The organism is Chelatococcus sp. KU-N122 (assembly GCF_055391085.1).
Map to the genome: position 1 here is coordinate 3,894,578 of NZ_AP043981.1, position 18,221 is coordinate 3,912,798.

Here is an 18,221-nt window from a genome sequence, read left to right on the forward strand (position 1 = left end):
GCGTCAGCTCCCGAAGCGCTTCTGATGCCACCGCCACGCGTCGGTGACAATCTCGGGAAGCGTCGATCGCGTCGGCCGCCAGCCCAGGCGCGCCTGGGCCTGGGCGGGATTGGCGACGAGCGCCGTGGCATCGCCCGGCCGCCGCGGCGCGCTCTCGATGCGGATGGCGCGCCCGAGCGCCTCCTCGGTCTGCCGGATCACCTCGAGCACGGAACTGCCGGTGCCGGTGCCCAGGTTGACGGCCGTGGTGGCGCCGCCGCGGGCCAGATAGTCGACGGCTTTGACGTGAGCATCGGCCAGATCGCAGACGTGGATGTAGTCGCGGATGGCGGAGCCGTCCGGCGTCGGATAATCGGATCCGAAGACGCGGATGGCGTCCCTGAGCCCGAGCGCCGCGTCGAGGACGAGCGGGATCAGATGCGTCTCGGGAACGTGGTGCTCGCCGATCTCCGCCTTCGGATCGGCGCCGGACGCATTGAAGTAGCGCAGCCGCACGGACTTCACGCCGTAAGCTTGGCTGAAGTCGTCCATCATCTGTTCGCAGACGAGTTTGGAGAAGCCGTACGGGCTCAGCGGCGCCTTTGCGCAATCCTCCGCGATCGTCGCTCCGTCGGGGGGGCCATAGATGGCGCAGGTCGACGAGAAGACGAGGTCGGTGACGCCGCGGGCGACCATGCAGTTGAGCAGGTTGAGCGTCCCGGTGACGTTGTTGTCGTAGTAGATCTCCGGCCGCTCGACCGACTCCCCGACCAGGGATTTGGCGGCGAAGTGCATGACCGCGGTGGGCCGGTGACGATCGAACACCTCGAGGAGAAAGTCGCGGTCGCGGACATCGCCCTCCTCGTACGGGCCCCAGCGGACGAAATCCCGGTGACCGGTGGTGAAATTGTCGACCACGACCGGTTGGTAGCCGTTGGCATGCAATTCCTGGCAGCAGTGGCTTCCGACGTAGCCTGCCCCGCCCACCACCAAAACCGACGTCATCGTGCCCCCCGTCAGCTTCACCCCTTAGCCGTGCATCTCCGCCCGGCCTGAGGCCCAACAGGCCCGGCTCGTGCGTACCGACCGGCCCGGCAGGACTACATTCTTAGAGGCCGGGTGTCCATGTTTCATGTTGCAGTGCGACGATTCGTATTCTGGCCTGGGCGTGCCGGATCCGTTTTTCCCGGCCCAGCCGCAAGCGCCGACAATTCGAGATCGTCTACGCGGTCGACGGAGCAGCCGGCATCAGCGTGCGCTGCCGCATGGTCAGCATGAAGCTGCGGGTGTTTCGCCCGGCCCAGACGTCCATAATGCTCCCTATGTCGATCGCGATGCCGCCGGCTTTCTTGATGGCCGAAGCATAAATTTTCCCACAAGGGCCGGCGCCGATGAAGGTCACCCCCTCGAAATCCCCCGCCGCGATGCGCTCCATGATCCGGTCGAATACATCGGGAAAATGCGGTTCCGATTCGCTCCAGCCGGCGCGGGACGTTTCGAATTTGTATTCGGTTGGTACCCTATATTGCGTAATACGGGTGTCCGGAAAGGTCGCCTCGAGTTTCTCTTGAATATCGTTGCCGGTGATCAAGTTCAGCTGGCCCGCTTCTGCGGCTATGGACTTCAGCAGGCCCGACTCTTCCATCTTGATGTGGATGTTCGTCGTCGTCAGGAGGGCCTGCCCGCGTAGGAGCGGCTTGATAAGATGGTCAAGGAGGCGCCACTCGATCTGGTTGAGCTCGAGTTTTTGATCGTTTGTCAGGTCCTGGATGGCCCCCAGCGCCAGGGCGGTCTCCCGCGCTTTCTCGATGTCGCTCACCTTTTCCCGAAAGGTGCCGACGACATCGGCGTCCGCGATGGCGCGCTCGAGTTGTGTCCGGAGGGTGGTAAACTTTTTCGGATCGTCGGCGTGCGTTCCGAAAAAGTTGGTCATCCACGTTGCGAACCGGGTTTCGTGCACGAATTCCGGATAGCCAAGTACAACAGATTCACCGTCGCCGCACCGGACGAGGCTGAATGCTTTCTTCTGTTGGACAGCAGAGTATACGATCTTTTCAATATCAGCTGTAGGCAAAAGATCGACGGTAGGCTCAAACATAAGGGGGGCATCGCTCTCGATTCAAAGGGGGCTCCTACCATGTAGCGGCAGCTGCAACAATCGATTCACTCCCATGTTGCGCCGCTGGCGGCAAGCCAAGTCACACCTTGTTGAAGGGGCAACACCTGTCGAGCGTCCAACCGTGGGGCCTCCCTGCCGAGCAGGTCCCGAACCGCACGGACGCCGCGGTTCCGAAGGGCATGGAGCGGGCCGCAGCGCGGCCTCCCGCGGTTAGCGCCCTGCCATGGCGGCCTCGCGCTTGCCGTGACGTGGTATGGGACTGCCCTGGCATGCACGAGGCAGGCCAATCGAGATCCCCCGCGGGGCACTTCTGGTCTGGTCACCGCAGGCGCGTGCCGGTCGATCGAACGCGAGCACCGGCTAAGCCGGCTAAGTCAAAGCTCGTGCCAGGATTGCGACGACGCCGTGGTGCGCGCTGTGGTGTGGCAAGGGCGGCGCCAGACCGCCTCCGCCGGGCAAATTGCTGCCCAAAATATGGGCGACGCCTGTGAAGCCGGAGCCAGGCCGGTGATTGCCGGACGCGGAGGTGTAGGCATCGCCTCGGATCCGACACGAGCAGCGTGGCTTTTGCCGAACTGTCACGCGGTTTGCTTAAAGCGTCTGTGGCCTTCCGTAGGGGAGGGAGGTCCATACGGGCGTGCAAGCCGGCTGCCTATTTGGCTGCACGGCATCGAAGGGGGTGGGCATGCGATCATTTAGAAGCACTCGCTGACTTGAAGTGCCGCGCGGCTTGCCTACAAGTGGCCGCGCGAGCTTAGTCCGTTTCGGTGCAGGGCAGCGGGATCGATGGCGACACTGATCGGTAAACTGGAAGACTGCAACAACGGGGTGCTGCGTGGCTGGGTGTGGGACCCGAGCAGCCCCGACCGGATCATCGAGCCAATCATCGTCGTCGACGACGTGGAGGTGGGCTCAGTCAGCGCCGATATTCCGCGCCGCGATCTCGCCTCGGCCGGCATCGGCGATGGTCGGCATGGGTTCGAGGCCATCGTTCCGTCGCGCTTGCGGGACGGCCAGACACACCGCGTTCTGCTTCGGTTTCCCACCGATGATGAATTGCCGGCAAATCATGCGCGTGTCTTTTCCTTCCCCAGCACGCCAAGGACGATCGCCGGCCGGGTGGAAGGCGTCAGAGCCGGGATTCTCTTCGGCTGGGTCTGGGATCGGGCGAGTCCGGACACGGCGGTCGAAGTCGAGATCATGGCCCGCGGCGAGGAGGTGGGCTCGTCGCTCGCCAACGTGTTCCGCTCGGATCTGCAGCGCGCCGGGATCGGGACCGGCAACCACGGTTTCCGCTTTCAGTTGTCGCCGGCCATCCTCGATGGCGATGACGAGCTGACGCTGATCGTCAGGCTGGCCCGCGAGTTCGGCGGTCAGGTCCTGGGTACGGTGAAGGCCAACGATTACACGGCCTCGAAGTTCGGCGGCGAGGCCTTGCGGAACGCGCCCCAGGCGGCCAAGGCGGCCGCGGGCGCACCGTCGGCGGCAACAGCGGTGCCGCCGCCGTCGGTTAAGCCGTCTGCCCCGCCGTCGGCGGCCAAGCCGGGCGGCGCTCCGGCGCCGGTCAAGCCGGGGACCGCCCCTGCGCCCATGAAGGCCGGTGCGGTGCCTGCCGAGCCGGGCGCCACAGCGGTGCCGGCCAAGCCCGCCGCCGCGGCGAAGGCCGCCGTACCGGGCGCTGTCGCAACCGCCAGCACGCCGAGCGCCGCGGTGGCGCCGGCGGCCAAGCCGGCGGCTGCCGAGGCCGCCAAATCGAGCGCTGCTGCGGCGCCGGCCAAGAAGGGCACCAGTGCAGCGGCCAAGGCACCGGACACGGCGTCAGGCCCGGCGCCGGACAGCAAGGCTGACGCGGCGCTGGCGAAGCTGAGCCTCAAGGAGCTGATCGCGCAGGCAACCCAGGCCGAGGCCAAGGGGGACCTGGAGCTGGCGGACATCACGCTGCGGCGCGCCTACGAGATCGCTCCGAAGGACTTCGACGTGCTGTTCCGGTTTGCGCGGGTGACGCTCAGCCGGGGCGATATCGTGTTCGCCAAGCAGCTGGCGCTCGATGCGCTCTCGCTCAGGCGCAACCATGTCAAGCCGTCCATCGTCGTGGCGCGGATCGCCGAGCTGGAAGGCGATCGGCTGCTGGCCCTCGAGTACTGGAAGAACGTTCCGCCCACCGATTCAGCCTACTTCGAGCGGCTGCAGAAATCGGCGCGGATGCTCGGGGCGCTCGAGCGGCCCGTCGAAGCGATCGTGCTCCTCAAGGAAGCGGCGGCGCTCCGCCCGGCCGACATGAAGCTGCGGGAAACGTTGGCGCAGCTGCTCCAGGATCTCGGCGAACACCAGGAGGCTCTCGCCGCCTGGCAGGCCATCCTCGCCGCCGATCCCGCGCACAAGCGGGCGCCCGCCAGGATCAAGGCGATCACCAGCCCAGTGCGCGATCCGGGCTTCGTGCAGCTGCCGCGCCGGTATCGCGGGATCATGACCTCGACCGAGCGGCCCTTTGCGGTCGCGACCGGCAGCGATGCGGATGCGGTGCTGGTCGGCTGTGGGCTGGGCGCGCACCTGAGCACGCACTTTGAAGCGCCGGCGCTCGTCGTCGTTCCCGCCAGGACGGGCTTCACCGATCACATCAAGGGGCTTCTTCCCGAGAGCGTGAAGCTCCTGGCCTCCGATGAACTCGATCAGCCGGTGGAGCTCCTGTTCCTGGTGCCCGAATACATCACGTCGGCCGTTGCTGCGCCTCTGCCGCGCGCCAACCATGTCCTGTCTTATTCGGAGACGGGGGGCCAGCCCAAGCCGCAGCTGGGCGAGCGCTTGCGGGCCTATGTCGGCTGGGCCGAGGAGCGTCTCAACATCTATAATCCGGCGCCGGCGCTGGCCCGATCTGCGCCTGCGGCGGTTCGGGGCGGCAAGGTGCTCCTGGTCGATGGCGGCCCGGTGCCGGACGGATTGGACAAGATCGTTTCGGAGTGCGCGACGAAGCTCAGCCTGGGCGTCCATCGCGTGCAGCTTCCGATCGCGGGACTCGACGCAGCTGTCGCGCCGTTTGCCGAAGCCCTGAAGCAGGCCGCCATCGTCGTCACGGCCGACATGATCTGCGCCCACACCGCGGGCATGGCGGGCACGCCGTCCCTGCTGGTGGCGCCCGGCGGAGAGGTTCTTCCCGGCTTTTCCGCAACGGTGCGGAGCATCCATACCGCCGTTCTCGACCAGAACGAGCTTCCCGACGCGGTTCGGTCCGCGATCCACGGCTGGCTGGAGCCGTCCGGCAGTGGAGCGGCGCCGGCGACCCGGCGGCGGACCGAGCCGGCGCTTTAACCGCGATCGAGGGCCACATGAAAATCGTGCTGATCAACCAGGAGCATGCGGCGTTCGGCGGGCCGGGCGGAGCGGAGCGCTCCGTGCAGAGCATTGCCGACTACATGGCGGCCGCCGGCCATCAGGTGACCTTCATCTCGATGGCGCGCGCCTCCTACACCCGGGACATGACGGAAAGCGGCATTCACTCCGTTCGCGACATCAACGGAGTCAAGACGATCCTCGTGGCGAAGAAGTCGCAGATTCCGACGCATGCGGACCTGCTGGCGCCCATCATCCTGCGCGAGCAGCCCGACATCATTCACACCAACGTCTTTCATCGCGCCCCTCAGCTGTGGCAGGCGCTGGCGCCCCTCGGCATTCCGCTGCTGCACACGCTGCGCGAATACAAGCTGATGTGCAGCGTCAACATGTTCGACGGGGTGCGCGACTGCGGCGATCAATGCGCCGCGTGCGACGTCTCCAGCCGCTACGCCGTCGAGATGTCCAAGTACGTCGACGGCGTCGTCGGCATCAGCAAGTTCACGCTGGAACGGCACCTGAATCGTGGCTTCTTCCCCGAAGCGACGCTGAAGCGGGTGATCCCGAATTCCTACAAGCGCCGCGGAGCGGCGCCGATCACGAGCCCGGGCGTTCGCAGGGACGTGCCGCGGGTCGGCTTCCTCGGCCGGATGCATGCCAGCAAGGGCATCAACCTGGTCATCGATGCGTTTTCGCAGCTGACGCCGGGCACCGCGTCGCTGGTGATGGCGGGCGATTTGCAGGACGAGCAGATCTCCGCGCGGGTGCAGAAGCTCGGCGAGACCCACCAGGCGCGCTACATCGGCTTCGTCGATCCGGTCAGCTTTTTCGCCGACATCGACGTGCTGCTCGCCCCCAGCATCTGGCACGAGCCGTTCGGCCGCATCACGATCGAGGCGTTCGCGCACGGCGTGCCGGTGATCGCGACGACGCGAGGCGGGCTTCCCGACATCGTCGAGCCCGACAAGACGGGGTGGCTGTTCGATCCCGACAGCACGGACGACCTGGTCGGCATTCTCGCCAAGCTCGCCGCGATCAAGCCCGAGCGCATGGACGAGATGCGGGCCAACGCGCTCGAGGCGGCCAAGCGGTATCTGCCCAGCATCGTCGGCGGCATGTACCTCGACTCCTACAAGCAGGTGATCCTGGCCAAGCAGGCCAAGGCCTCGGTGCAATCGCGCAAGCTGCTCGAGTTCTACACGGACGACGCCCGGCGCCAGAACGCCGTCGATCGCATGCGCTCCAGGCGATCCTACCGCGAGCGCCGGCCGATCAAGGTGCTGATCGTGGCGGGGGAGTTCCCGAAGCTCTCGGAGACGTTCGTTCTCAATCACGTCACCGGATTGCTCGACCTCGGCGTCGATGTTCGCGTGCTGTTTACGCGCCGCGGACCGGCAGACCAGGTGCCCATCGACTACCTGAAGTACGAGCTGGACAAGCGGACCATCTCGATCCTGCCGACTGACCGCGAGAACAACCCCCTCCAGTCCCTGGGCTCGGAGACGCGGGCGGTCGGCCTGCGCCTGGGCGCGGCGCTCTCCAATGCCGATATCGGCGATCCCAAGGCCGCCGCCACCTACGAGCAGGCCAAGGAGACGCTGGAGACGATGCACCGGCGCCTCCTCGATCTCTACGCCGCCCAGACCATCGCCAGCCAGATCGAGAACGTCGACGTCATCCACTGCCACTTCGGCCACCGCCCGAAAATGATCTACAAATACCTCGACATGATCGGGGCCAAGGTTCCGGTCGTCTGCTCCTTCCACGGCATCGACATGTCGGCGCACATCCAGAGCATGGGTCCGGGCCTCTACGACGACGTCAAGACCAGGCTGCACAAGGCGCTGCCGATCAGCGACTTCTTCCGTCGGCGGCTCATCGGGCTCGGGTTCGACGCCAAGGACGTTCAGGTTCATCGCGTCGGCGTCGATTGCTCCAAGTTCGTCTTCTCGGACCGCGGGCGCAGCGCCGACGAGCCGCTTCGCCTCGTCTCCGTCGGACGGTGCGTGCCCAAGAAGGGCTTCGACTTCAGCATCCGCGGCGTGGCGGCGGCTATCGCGCGCCGGCCGGACATGGCGCTTATCTACACGCTCATCGGCGACGGCGCCGACATGCCGAAGCTGCGCGAGCTGGTGGCGGAGCTCGGCGTCGGCGACAAGGTGCAGCTCCTGGGCTCGCGTCCCCACACGGAGGTCACGCGGGCCCTGGGCTCGAGCCACGCCATGCTGGCGACCAGCGTCACCGGAGCGGACGGCGACATGGAGGGCATCCCCACCGTGACGATGGAGGCGATGGCGACCGGCCTACCGGTCATCTCCACCTATCACAGCGGCATCCCGGAAGCGGTCGTGCACGGCTACACCGGCTTCCTGGTCAAGGAGCACGACGTCGAGGGGCTTGCGGAGGCTATCATCGCACTTTACGAGAATCCGGCTATCGCCTCGAAGTTCGGCCGCCAGGGCCGGGCTCACGTGTTGAACGAGTTCAACATCGAGCGGCAGAACATGAAGGCGCTCGACCTCTATGAGAGCATCGCCATCGGCGGAACGAACTAGACCATTGCGGGACCACCGTCGGGCCGGGGCCTTATCGCGCGCAGCCCGCCTTGTTGTGTAGGAAGGATGGACATGCTGAGGGCAGCGCGTGGGGCCATACGCGGCGGTGCGGTCGAGATCGAGCTGCAGGGCGCGCAATGGCCCAAGGATCTGACGGTCGGCGTCAAGGCGACCGGCCGCACCGAGACCAAGAGCTGGGATTTCAAGCCCCGCAAGGCTGACCGCACGCAGACGGATGCCGCCGGCGCGAAGCTCTCGAGCTGGACGCTCAAGATTGCGCTCGAGGATCTGCCGAAACCGACCTACGGGATCGAGCTGGTGGCGTCGGATGGGACCACCTCCGAGGTGCCGGCGGATCCGGCCGGCTGGCACCTGGGTTTCCTGGCGCCCAAGGACGACAAGGAGTTCGCCGCCCGCTACACATGGATAGGGCAGCGCATTCGGGATGACGAGACGCTGCTGTTCTCGCTCTTTCAGTGCCTGCGGCATTGCCAGCTCTCGAACGCCAATCTGGCATCGGCCGCCGTCATCTTCGGCTACCGCAGCCTGGAAGCCGATGATGCGGAACGGGTTGAGCTCGCCATGCGCTTTGTCGCCGAGTCGCTGCCGCTGGTGTCGTCCCTCGGTGCAACCCGGCATGTGCGGTCCGATCGCGATCACATGGTGATCTCGCTCAACACGATCGGGTGGCATCTCGCTCTCTACGCCAACCGCCGCGCCGATATGATGGGGGCGCTAGCCAACATCCATTCGGCTCTGGAAGACATCGAGGACGCCTGGTCGGTCGGCTACAACGGCTCCAAGGGCCTGCTGCTCTACAGCGTCATGCTGGCGGCGGAGGGCTCCACCGAGCGCGCGCGCCAGGTCAACAACTTCCTATTCGTCCTGTTCCAGCGGGCTGCCGCCAGCTCGCAGAACAGCAATCCGACGCTGTTCAACGATTTCAGAATGGTGCACCGGGCGACGTTCCTGGGCATGGTCATGAATCGCACGATCGACGGACTGTCGACGCCGAACGATATGCGAGTCACCATGGAGCTCATCGCGCCGGACGTGCTGCGCGTCAGGAACAAGCGCGTCACCGCCAAGTTGACGGCGCGGCTCAACGCGTTCGAGCTAGGAGTGAGAGAAGCAGATGTCGCTTTCCCCGCAGCCTGAGACGTCGCCGCCGGCCCTTACCCCTGCGAATGGAGGGGGCCTGAGGCCGCAGTCGAAGCGCGCCAAGAAAGCTTACGTGGTCGGTAATTGCCAGGTCAAATCCCTGGCTTACGCGCTGAACTACTATGTTGCCGATGTCGATTTCGATCATGTGCAGGTTCACTCCCTGCATCCCGCCAAGGCCGAAGCCCATATCAATAAGAGGATTGATGAGATCAGGGTCGATGCTGATTTCATTCTGGCGTTCAATCTGAGCGATAAATTCTTCGGGCTTGCCAAGGAACAGATCGCCTCGACCTTTCCTGGCCTGCCGATTCTGACCATCAGCAATCTGTTCTTCGGCGGCTATCATCCCGACATCGTGGTGCTCGGGCTGCCGCACAAGCGGATCGACGGTCCGCTAGACCAATATCGCAGCCGCATCGGGCTCCATGGCTTCATGAACGGCAAGACCGTTCAGGAGACGATGACCCTGTTCCGGGAAGACGTGTACGAACAGCTCGGCTACTTCGCGGAGTGGCGGCAGTCGCTCGGTCGGCTGCTCAAGGGCGACGATGGCGTCGAGATCAAGTTCGCCGAGAGGTTCGGCGATTTGCTGCGGCAGCGGCTGTCCATGTACGTCCTGAACCATCCGACGCCCGTCGTGTTCAGCGCTTGGGCAAAGGTCATCGCCGATGCGCTCGCCGAGCGCGGCCTGGCGAGCTCGAGGGACTGGCAGCCCGACGAGGCGCTGTTTCCGGCGTTCTTCACGGACACGTCGGTGTTTCCGGTCTATCCCGAGATCGCCAAGCGCCACGAGCTCGCTTTTCCCGGCAGCTACATCTTCAAGGGCAAGGCGTACCAGACCGATTCGTTCCTGGATCTGGAGCAATACCTGACGGCCGAGTTCAACGCGCTCGAAGAGGCCGGGCGCGACGCCATCCGCGCCTCCGCCCAGTGGCCTCTCGTGGAACGCCGCTTTGCCGCTCTGAAGGCCTGACGCGTTCAACTCCGAGTGAACGCCGTGGTCAACGGGCGACGGGCGGCCCGGCTGGCTTGAGTTTTCCGCGCTCGCGCGTTAAACGTAGAGTAGAGCGTGTATAGCCTAGGCCGATGATGGGAGCGGCCCGCCGGCAATTGCGGCGGCGAGTCTGAAACCTAGCTGCCCGGGGAAAGGATGAGCGTCCGTGCTGAAGGTTTCTGCGATTGGAAGTTGTCGCGTCTTCACACCTCTGAACTTGATGAAGCGTCGCGGCCATATTTCGACCGGTCACGACAAGGCCGAGTGGTATACGCATTCTACTCAGGATGTATTGCAGAAATACGATATTATGAATGCGGAGCGTAACCCTTCCGAGGAGGTCTTGCCGCTTCTCGTTCATGGCCTGGACAAATACCATCCGGAAGCGGCAAGGGCCGATTTTTATGCCGGCACCGACGTGTTCGTCGTCGAGGTTGCGTCGATCAAGGTCTACGAAGCCGGCGGCTGGTACCTACAGCAGTGGTGCGTCCGCGACGCGCTGAAGGGCGAGATCAAGTCGCCGCCGGCCGTGGCTTTGGCCGAGGAGGCAAAGCTCACGGTCCAGAAGCACGACGACTTGGTCGCCGATCTGCTGGCGATCGTCGAGAAGCTCGATGCGCCCGTTGTTTTCGTCCCGCACGTCAACGTCATCGGCGCCAACGGTGCGCCGATCGCGGAGCGGGCGTTGATCCGATCGGCCATCACCGAGGTCTGCGAACGTTCGGACGCGAAGATGTTCGATCCGACGCCCTACGTCTACGAGATCGGCTACGAGACCGCCATGATCGATTCGGGGCACTACCGCCCGGAATACGAGCTGGTCATGGGACAGAAGCTCGTCGCCTTCCTGAAGGAGAATTTCGAGCGCGTCGACTACGACGGCGCAGCCAACGGCTGAGCGGCCCGACTCTTTTCATCCAGGAAAGCGCTTGGTGCGTCCAAGCTGATTTGCGGCCGGGCTGAGCCCGGCCGTCGTGCGAGGGCGGTAGCTCCCACGCTGCCCGGTCGTCGTCGCGAGGATCGGTCGGGCGACGTTGCGCCGCGCGCCTCACATGCTGCACCGCCGCGAATTCTGGAGCCGGCACCTTTACCGCAAAGGCCGGGCAAGGTAGTGTCTGGCCGTTTCAGTTTCGCACTACGGCAGAAGGGCTTACCATGGTTGAAATGCTTGACTGCACGCTGCGAGACGGCGGCTATTACACCAATTGGGATTTCAGCTCCGAACTCGTTGACGACTATGTCGACAATATGGCTCGACTGCCGATCGATTACATCGAATTCGGCTATGTCAACGATGACATGGATGGCTATTACGGCGAATACTTCTTTCTTCAACCGGATAAGCTTCGCAAGGTAAAGGCCAGGCTGCGCGGCGACCAGAAGCTCATGGTCATGATCGACGGCAAGTCCGCCACCGTCGGCCGCATCGAGCCGCTGTTCAAGCCGTTGGTCGGTATTGTCGACGGCGTGCGCATCACCGCTGCCCCCAATGCCCTCGGCCACGCGTTGGACTTGGCGCGGGAACTGAAGAAGTTCGGCTTCCTGGTCGGTTTCAACGTCATGTACCTCTCGACCTATCAGGATGACCTGGGTCGGCTGCAGGCGGTCATCGACGAGCCGCAGAGCTATGACTCGATTGCCCTGGTCGACAGCTACGGCGGCTGCTCCCCCGCCAAGGTCGGCCGGATTATCGCCGAGCTGCGGGAAAAGCTGCCGAACAACGCCGTCGGCTTCCATGGCCACGACAACATGTGTCTGGCCTTCGCCAACTCGCTGGCCGCCATCGAGGCGGGCGCCGACATCGTCGACGGCACGCTGACCGGCATGGGTCGCGGCGCCGGCAATCTCCGCACCGAAGCGATGCTGATCCATCTGGCGCGCGAAGGCACCAACCGCGAGCTCGACTTTCAGGCGCTGGCGTCGGTCGTGGCGCCGTTCGAGGAGATGCGCAAGACCTACGAGTGGGGCACCAATCTGCCGTACATGCTGTCGGGCGCCAACAACCTACCCCAGAAGGACGTCATGGATTGGCTCGCCAAGAGCCGTTACTCCGTGGTGTCGATCATCCGCGCGCTGCAACAGCAGAGCGGGCAGGAGGTCGACCGCTCCGTCTATCCGGACGTCGCTCAGGGCGGCTTCCCGGGCAAGAGCGTGCTGCTGGTGGGCGGCGGCCCGACCGTGCCGCAGCACGCCGAGGCCATTCGCCAGTTCATCGCCCGGCACGATCCGCTCGTCGTCTTCTCGTCGTCGCGGCATCTGAAGCTCGCCAAGCAGCTCGGCGGCCGGCAGCTGCTGTGCCTGCCGGGGCATGACGCTTTCCGGGCCGATCTCGATCAGGCCAACACCATGATGGGAGCTGTCGTGGTGGCGCCGCCGCGTGTCCCCGGGTGCGTACCCGTGGGACTGACCCTGCCGGTCTACCAGGCCGCACCGGTGAGCCCGGATGGCGCTTCGGGCGGGCCGGTGTCAGACAGCGGTCCCATGGCGCTCGGCCTGGGCGTCGTGGAGTCGCTGCAGGCCGGTCAGTGCTGGCTGGTCGGCTTCGATGGCTATGACCACGCGACGCTGGCCCAGCAGGATCTGGCGCGCGAGGTGCAGAGTTCGCTCGACCTCTACGCCGCCAAGCACGGCCCGGCCTCGCTGGTGAGCCTCACGCCGACGCGCTACAACGTCCGCTGCCGCTCCATCCACGGTCTTGCTGCGGCTGCCTGAGACCTGCGCTGATGGCAACCCGGTTGGCCGCAGTCATCTTTGACTGCGACGGTGTCCTGCTGGTCTCCAACCGCCTCAAGGTGCGGGTGTTCGCGGATGCGGCTCGGGCGGCCGGCTTCTCCGAGCGCGACGTGGCGGCCTTCAGCCGTCATGTCGCCGCGAACTTCGGCACGTCGCGGATCCGGATGTTCGAGGCGCTGCTGGCGCGTGAGGATCTCGAGCACAGACCGGCAACTTCCGTCGAGGCGTTGGTGAGCAGCTACGCCGAGCAGCTCTATCGCAAATATGTGCGCTGCCCGACGACACCGGGCATGGTCGGCACGCTCGATGCGCTCGCCGCCTCTGCCACCCCGCTGTTCATCGTGTCCGGTTCCGACCAGGCCGAACTGCGCCAGCTGATGATCGAGCGCGGGCTGGCTCGTCATTTCCGCAACATCTTCGGCTCGCCGAAGAGCAAATCCGACAACATTCGCACGATCCTAGCCGACATAGGCCTGAAGTCCGGTGGCGGCGGGCGGGTCGTCTTTGTCGGGGATGCCGAAGCGGACTGGCGGGCCGCGTCCGACACGCAGGCGCGCTTCGTCTATATGGATAAGTATTCCACAGCGAAACCGCGGATGCGCACATTGGCGAGGGAATACGGTTTCGAGCAGATCGCCGATCTGCGGGCTCTTCCGTCCCTACTCACCCAGGCCGACGCAGCATGACGATGATCGCCTTCCTGCCGTGTCGCGCCGGCAGCCAGAGAGTGCCGCTCAAGAACACCCGCCCGTTCGCCGACAATCCGGAAGGGCTGGTGGGGCTCAAGCTCGACCAATTGCTCAAGGCCCGGGCCATCGACCAGGTCGTGCTGTCGAGCAACGACCCGGTGGTCATCGCCATCGGCGAGAAGCGGCTCAGCGTGGCCGGCGGCCGCCTGGTCATCGACCATCGCCCCGATCATCTCTGCAGCTCGGCGACCTCCACCGACGAGGTCATCGCCTACGTGCCGCAGATCATCGCCGCGGGCGATGTGCTGTGGACGCACGTGACATCGCCGTTCTTTGATCACGAGGAGTACGACGCTGCCGTCGCGGCCTATGGCGCGGCGCGGGCGGCCGGCAGTCACGACAGCCTGATGGGTGTGACGCGGCTGAGCACTTTTCTCTGGAACGAGGACGGCCCGATCAACTACGACCGTACGGTCGAGAAGTGGCCACGAACGCAGACGCTGCGGCCGCTGTACGAGGTCAACAGCGCTATCTTCATCGCGCCGATCGAAGCCTACCGCAAGCGATCGGACCGCATCGGCGACCGGCCCGTGCTCTATGAGATCAGCAAGGACAAGACGGTCGACATCGATTGGCCCGACGATTTCGAGATCGCAGAAAGGCTCTGGCAGTCCCGCACGGGCCAGAAGGCGGAGTGACGCCGGCATCACGGGATTCTGACGGCAGCCACCATCCCCTGCTGTCTATTCCTTAACTTAGCTGGCCGTGATTTCCCTATCCGTGAGCTTGCCCTCTCGTGGTCTGGCTGCCCGTCGCCGTCTGCCGGGCGCGATCGGCCGCGGCTCACGTTGCCCGCCCGGCGAATGGCTGGGTCGAGCTCAGCTCATGACGGCGTTGGGCGGCCCGCCAGCATCGGCGGGCCTTGTACGGTTCGGGGTTGCAGGGTCTCCCGTGCATGGCGCCCGCGCCTGGATGCTCATCGCGGCCGTCCCACATCCCTACCGTCACGCGCACGCTATCTGTCGCGCGCCCGGCCGCGGTGTTTGGCGGCGCACGTTTCGATACCTTCGCCGTTGCAAGCTTGGGTATAGTCCGGGCGGGCGCATGCGCTCAGCCAATGGGGAGGGGGGAGCCTGTGCAGGCATGCCGGCGGAGCGATCGCATCGGGTACACCCGGTCGGCCGGCGCAGCCGCGGCGTGCAAGCTGCCGAGAACCGGCCCCGCTGTTAACGGAAAGCACTGGACCAGATGAAAACCAAGCGCTTGGGCAGGAGCCCGATTGCCGTCTCCGATATTTGCATGGGCACGATGACGTTCGGCAATCAGGCCGACGAAGCCGCGTCGTTGCGCATCCTCGACAGGGCGTTCGACGCCGGCATCAATTTCTTCGATACGGCCGAGAACTACCCCGTACCCCCCGATGAGAAATGGGCCGGGCGCACCGAGGAGATCGTCGGTCGCTGGATGAAGACCAAGCGTCGCGACGCCATCATTCTGGCGACCAAGGTGTGCGGGCCGAGCCACGGCTGGATCCGGGGTGCCCAGCGTGCCGGCATGACGGCGCTCGACCGGCACAACATTACGCGTGCTGTCGAAGCCAGCCTGAAGCGGCTGCAGACGGACTATGTCGACCTCTATCAGACGCATTGGCCCGACCACGGTGGCCGTTACGAGGATGCCTTGCTCGCCCTCGACGATCTGGTGACCGCCGGGAAGGTCCGGATCATCGGCTGCAGCAACGAGACCACCTGGGGCCTGATGAAGAGCATCGCCGTGTCCGAGCGCGAGGGCCTGGCGCGTTACGAGACGATCCAGAACAACTTCAGCCTGAACAACCGCCGCTTCGAGGACGAGCTGGCGCAGGCATGCCGTCAGGAGGGGGTGAGCCTCATCCCCTATTCGCCGCTCGGCGGCGGCGTGCTCTCGGGCAAGTACAACGGCGGACGCATGCCCGACGGGGCGCGCTTCGCCAACTACCTCAAGCTCGGCGGGCGGCAGGCGACAATGGCCCGGCGTTTCGTCAACGACAAGTCGCTGGCGTCGACCGAGCGCTTCACCGCCATCGCGGCGGAGGCGGGCCTGTCGGCCGTCACCCTCGCCACCGCCTGGAGCAAGCAGCACGACTTCGTGGCCTCGACCATCGTCGGCGCGACGCATGTGGACCAGCTCGACGATATCCTGGCGGCAGCGGACGTGACGCTCGACGCCGAGGTGCTGCGCAAGATCGACGAGGTCTCGAAGGATATCCTGTATCCGATGGGGTAGCTCCTGCCCTGGCCGGGTCGGGCCGCGCTACGGGGATTGGGGCGGCCCGACGCTGAAGGAGAGAACGCGGCTCACATCGCGCTGGGATCGCTTGCTCTCTCGCGTCCAGGTGTTGAAGGCCTCCTGCACGGCCTTCAGCTGCGCCTTCGACGTTGGCGCCTTGTCGACGACGCCTTCGCGGATCAGCGCCTTGACGACGTCGGCGCTGAGGATGAACGCATCCCAGCCGTTGAAGCGCAGGAAGTACATCGCGGCCGAGCCGCCGAGATGGGAAGCATGCTTCTTGAACTGCTCCATCAGGCCGATCTGATCGGTCGTCGGCCAGTTCCGCAGGAAGGCGCCGAACGAGCCATGGGCTTTGGCGATGTCGACGACGAAGCGGGCGTTGGCGATCGTCGCCTGGATCTTGGCGCCGTTGCGGACGATCCGCGTGTCCTTCAGCAGGCGGGCGACATCGTCGTCCCCGAAGAAGGCGACGCGATTGGGGTCGAAGCCCGCAAACGCCGCCTCGAAGCCCGGCCATTTCTTGTCGATGACCTCCCAGGAAAAGCCCGCCGAAAAGACCGCCTTGGCCATGCCGGCCAGGAACCTGTCGTCGCTGCGGTCGAGATCCGCCGCGCTCCCGTCGGCGTGCTCGGCCAGCCGTGCCTTGATGCCGGCCTTGCCATGGTGCTGCTCCGCAAGCGCCACGATCTCCGAAAACCTGCGCAACGTCATAGCCTGCCCTCCCATCGCCGCGAGGGGCTCCGGCACGAGCCGTCCGCGATCGGTGGAACCGCTCTTGTGCCGGCCCGCGCGTGCCTCGCGGCCTCCTCAGTCAGGCTGCATATTTGCCGGCGCCGCCGGTGTCCGCCAGAGCGCTTTGCGATCGGGCGGAAACACCCGATCGCAAGAGAAGCACTCCAAGGAGCTGGAGCATCTCTCCGCAATTGGATGAAGTCCGGCCAATAGCGAAGTGCTCCAGAGGGCGGGCGACCGGCTCCGCCATCCCGGCGACGGATATCTCAGGCCGCCTGCAGGCGCGCTTGGCTCCGCGACGGCAGCGGCGGGAAGGCGAGCGCCACGGCGGCGGCGGCGACAGCGACGCCCAACGAGCCGATATAGAGCCAGGCATAGCCGCCGAAGGTGTCGAACACCCAGCCGCCGGCGAGCGGGCCGAAGGCCATGCCGATGCTGGAGGCCATCGTCGCCGCGCCGAACACGGTGCCCATGATGCGCTGGCCGAAGTATTCGCGCGCCAGCACGGCATAGAGCGGCATCACGCCGCCGTAGGCGGTGCCGAACACCAGCGCCAGGGCATAGAACGCCTCCAGCCGATTGACGGCGAGATAGCCGCCGATCGCCAGCGCCTGCACCAGCAGGCCGCCGACCAGCACGGGCCTGACGCCGAGCCGATCCGCCAGCACGCCGAGCAGCAGGCGTCCGCCCAGCCCCGCCAGGCCCTCGACGCTGTAGATGCTGACGGCGGCCATGGCCGGCACGCCGCAGAGGATGGCGTAGCTCACCATGTGGAAGATCGGCCCCGCGTGCGCCGCGCAGCACAGGAAGAAGGTGAGCGCCAGCACGATGAACTGCGGCGATCGCAGCGCCTGGGGGGGCGTCAGGCCGGCGCCGGCGTCGGCCATCGCGTTGCCCGCCGCGGCGCCCTCGCGCTCTGCCTCGGCCGGGCGGCGCACCAGCAGCGCCGCCGGGATCAGCAGCGCCCAGGCGGCGACAGCGATGACCAGCATGGCGGCGCGCCAGTCGTAGGTGCTGATCAGCCAGCGCGTGAACGGCGAGATGGTCATCGGCGCCACGCCCATCCCGGCCGAGACCAGCGATACGGCGAGGCCGCGATTGGCCGCGAACCACATCGTCGCCACCGCGATCATCGGGGCGAAGAAGGCGCCGGCGGCGAGCCCGACGACGATCCCGTAGGTGAGCTGGAACTGGATGAGCGAGGTGGCGCGGCTGGCCAGCGCCAGGCCGAGGCCGAGCAGGACGGCGCCGGCCAGCACCACCGGCCGCGGGCCGAAGCGGTCGCTCGCCGCTCCCCAGCCGAAGCCTGCGGCGCCCATGACCAGGAAGTCGAGCGTCATGGCGCTCGAGATGCCGGCGCGCGACCACCCCGTCGCCGCTGCCATGGGCTCCAGATGCACCGCCAACGAAAACATCGCTCCGATGCCGACGCAGGTCATGAGCGCCCCGACGGCGACGATCACCCAACCATAGGAACGTGTCACGGCTCCGCCTCCGGCTTCCATCCGCTTCTCCGTCAAAGACGTTCGCCGCGAGCTGATCGCGACAGCCGCGTGCGATTTTCGTGGACAGGCCTCGCAGGGCAGGGCGCGTCTGCGTCCAGGAGCGGCGATGCTCGAGACGTGCGGTGGCGCCGTCGCGAACGGCGATCCGGCCGT

Annotated in this window: 13 protein-coding genes; 9 read left to right on the top strand and 4 right to left on the bottom strand. The window is 65.8% G+C overall.

Features of this window, described 5'->3' with window-relative positions; translation table 11 throughout:
• Positions 1-3 precede the first annotated feature (3 nt).
• Together galE and ACZ5PO_RS17385 are read right to left on the bottom strand one after the other, a co-directional pair.
• Positions 4-984 (bottom strand): UDP-glucose 4-epimerase GalE, encoded by a 981-nt coding sequence (gene galE, locus ACZ5PO_RS17380; protein ID WP_464195679.1) that lies wholly within the window; start codon positions 982-984, stop codon positions 4-6.
• Positions 985-1,201: 217 nt separating this feature from the next.
• Complete coding sequence (locus tag ACZ5PO_RS17385) at positions 1,202-2,077, bottom strand: GT-D fold domain-containing protein (RefSeq protein WP_464195681.1); 876 nt, start codon at positions 2,075-2,077, stop codon at positions 1,202-1,204.
• 807 nt (positions 2,078-2,884) lie between these two features.
• Here ACZ5PO_RS17385 and ACZ5PO_RS17390 point away from each other — a divergent pair.
• The 9 genes from ACZ5PO_RS17390 (at position 2,885) to ACZ5PO_RS17430 (ending at position 15,825) form a co-directional block, all read left to right on the top strand.
• Positions 2,885-5,404, top strand: coding sequence for a tetratricopeptide repeat protein (locus ACZ5PO_RS17390; RefSeq protein WP_464195683.1), 2,520 nt, complete (start codon positions 2,885-2,887; stop codon positions 5,402-5,404).
• Between the two features lie 17 nt (positions 5,405-5,421).
• The gene (locus tag ACZ5PO_RS17395; protein ID WP_464195685.1) at positions 5,422-7,980 is read left to right on the top strand and encodes a glycosyltransferase; all 2,559 of its coding nucleotides are present in this window, start codon (positions 5,422-5,424) and stop codon (positions 7,978-7,980) included.
• A gap of 72 nt (positions 7,981-8,052) precedes the next feature.
• Positions 8,053-9,138 carry a hypothetical protein gene (locus ACZ5PO_RS17400; RefSeq protein WP_464195687.1) on the top strand — a complete coding sequence of 362 codons (1,086 nt, stop codon included), beginning with the start codon at positions 8,053-8,055 and terminating at the stop codon, positions 9,136-9,138.
• A 76-nt stretch (positions 9,139-9,214) separates the two neighbouring features.
• Entirely contained in the window at positions 9,215-10,117 is a 903-nt protein-coding gene (locus ACZ5PO_RS17405; protein ID WP_464195689.1) for a WcbI family polysaccharide biosynthesis putative acetyltransferase, read from the top strand.
• A 187-nt stretch (positions 10,118-10,304) separates the two neighbouring features.
• The gene (locus tag ACZ5PO_RS17410; protein ID WP_464195691.1) at positions 10,305-11,036 is read left to right on the top strand and encodes a hypothetical protein; all 732 of its coding nucleotides are present in this window, start codon (positions 10,305-10,307) and stop codon (positions 11,034-11,036) included.
• A 257-nt stretch (positions 11,037-11,293) separates the two neighbouring features.
• A complete protein-coding gene (locus ACZ5PO_RS17415) occupies positions 11,294-12,850 on the top strand; it encodes an aldolase catalytic domain-containing protein (RefSeq protein WP_464195693.1) in 1,557 nt (518 codons plus the stop codon).
• An 11-nt stretch (positions 12,851-12,861) separates the two neighbouring features.
• Positions 12,862-13,557, top strand: coding sequence for an HAD family hydrolase (locus tag ACZ5PO_RS17420; protein ID WP_464195695.1), 696 nt, complete (start codon positions 12,862-12,864; stop codon positions 13,555-13,557).
• Positions 13,554-14,258: an acylneuraminate cytidylyltransferase family protein gene (locus ACZ5PO_RS17425; RefSeq protein ID WP_464195697.1), complete on the top strand. Its 705-nt coding sequence runs from the start codon at positions 13,554-13,556 to the stop codon at positions 14,256-14,258. The genes ACZ5PO_RS17420 and ACZ5PO_RS17425 overlap by 4 nt, the downstream gene beginning before the upstream one ends.
• A gap of 601 nt (positions 14,259-14,859) precedes the next feature.
• Complete coding sequence (locus ACZ5PO_RS17430; protein WP_464195699.1) at positions 14,860-15,825, top strand: aldo/keto reductase; 966 nt, start codon at positions 14,860-14,862, stop codon at positions 15,823-15,825.
• Between the two features lie 27 nt (positions 15,826-15,852).
• Here the strand turns inward: ACZ5PO_RS17430 and ACZ5PO_RS17435 are convergent, their stop codons facing one another.
• A complete protein-coding gene (locus tag ACZ5PO_RS17435; protein WP_464195701.1) occupies positions 15,853-16,542 on the bottom strand; it encodes a DNA-3-methyladenine glycosylase I in 690 nt (229 codons plus the stop codon).
• 287 nt (positions 16,543-16,829) lie between these two features.
• The gene (locus tag ACZ5PO_RS17440; protein ID WP_464195703.1) at positions 16,830-18,047 is read right to left on the bottom strand and encodes an MFS transporter; all 1,218 of its coding nucleotides are present in this window, start codon (positions 18,045-18,047) and stop codon (positions 16,830-16,832) included.
• Between the last annotated feature and the right edge of the window lie 174 nt (positions 18,048-18,221).

Coding starts and splice junctions, on each gene's coding strand:
- galE (WP_464195679.1), bottom strand. CDS start 984: ATGACGTCGGTTTTGGTGGTGGGCGGGGCAGGCTACGTCGGAAGCCAC.
- ACZ5PO_RS17385 (WP_464195681.1), bottom strand. CDS start 2,077: ATGTTTGAGCCTACCGTCGATCTTTTGCCTACAGCTGATATTGAAAAG.
- ACZ5PO_RS17390 (WP_464195683.1), top strand. CDS start 2,885: ATGGCGACACTGATCGGTAAACTGGAAGACTGCAACAACGGGGTGCTG.
- ACZ5PO_RS17395 (WP_464195685.1), top strand. CDS start 5,422: ATGAAAATCGTGCTGATCAACCAGGAGCATGCGGCGTTCGGCGGGCCG.
- ACZ5PO_RS17400 (WP_464195687.1), top strand. CDS start 8,053: ATGCTGAGGGCAGCGCGTGGGGCCATACGCGGCGGTGCGGTCGAGATC.
- ACZ5PO_RS17415 (WP_464195693.1), top strand. CDS start 11,294: ATGGTTGAAATGCTTGACTGCACGCTGCGAGACGGCGGCTATTACACC.
- ACZ5PO_RS17420 (WP_464195695.1), top strand. CDS start 12,862: ATGGCAACCCGGTTGGCCGCAGTCATCTTTGACTGCGACGGTGTCCTG.
- ACZ5PO_RS17425 (WP_464195697.1), top strand. CDS start 13,554: ATGACGATGATCGCCTTCCTGCCGTGTCGCGCCGGCAGCCAGAGAGTG.
- ACZ5PO_RS17430 (WP_464195699.1), top strand. CDS start 14,860: ATGGGCACGATGACGTTCGGCAATCAGGCCGACGAAGCCGCGTCGTTG.
- ACZ5PO_RS17435 (WP_464195701.1), bottom strand. CDS start 16,542: ATGACGTTGCGCAGGTTTTCGGAGATCGTGGCGCTTGCGGAGCAGCAC.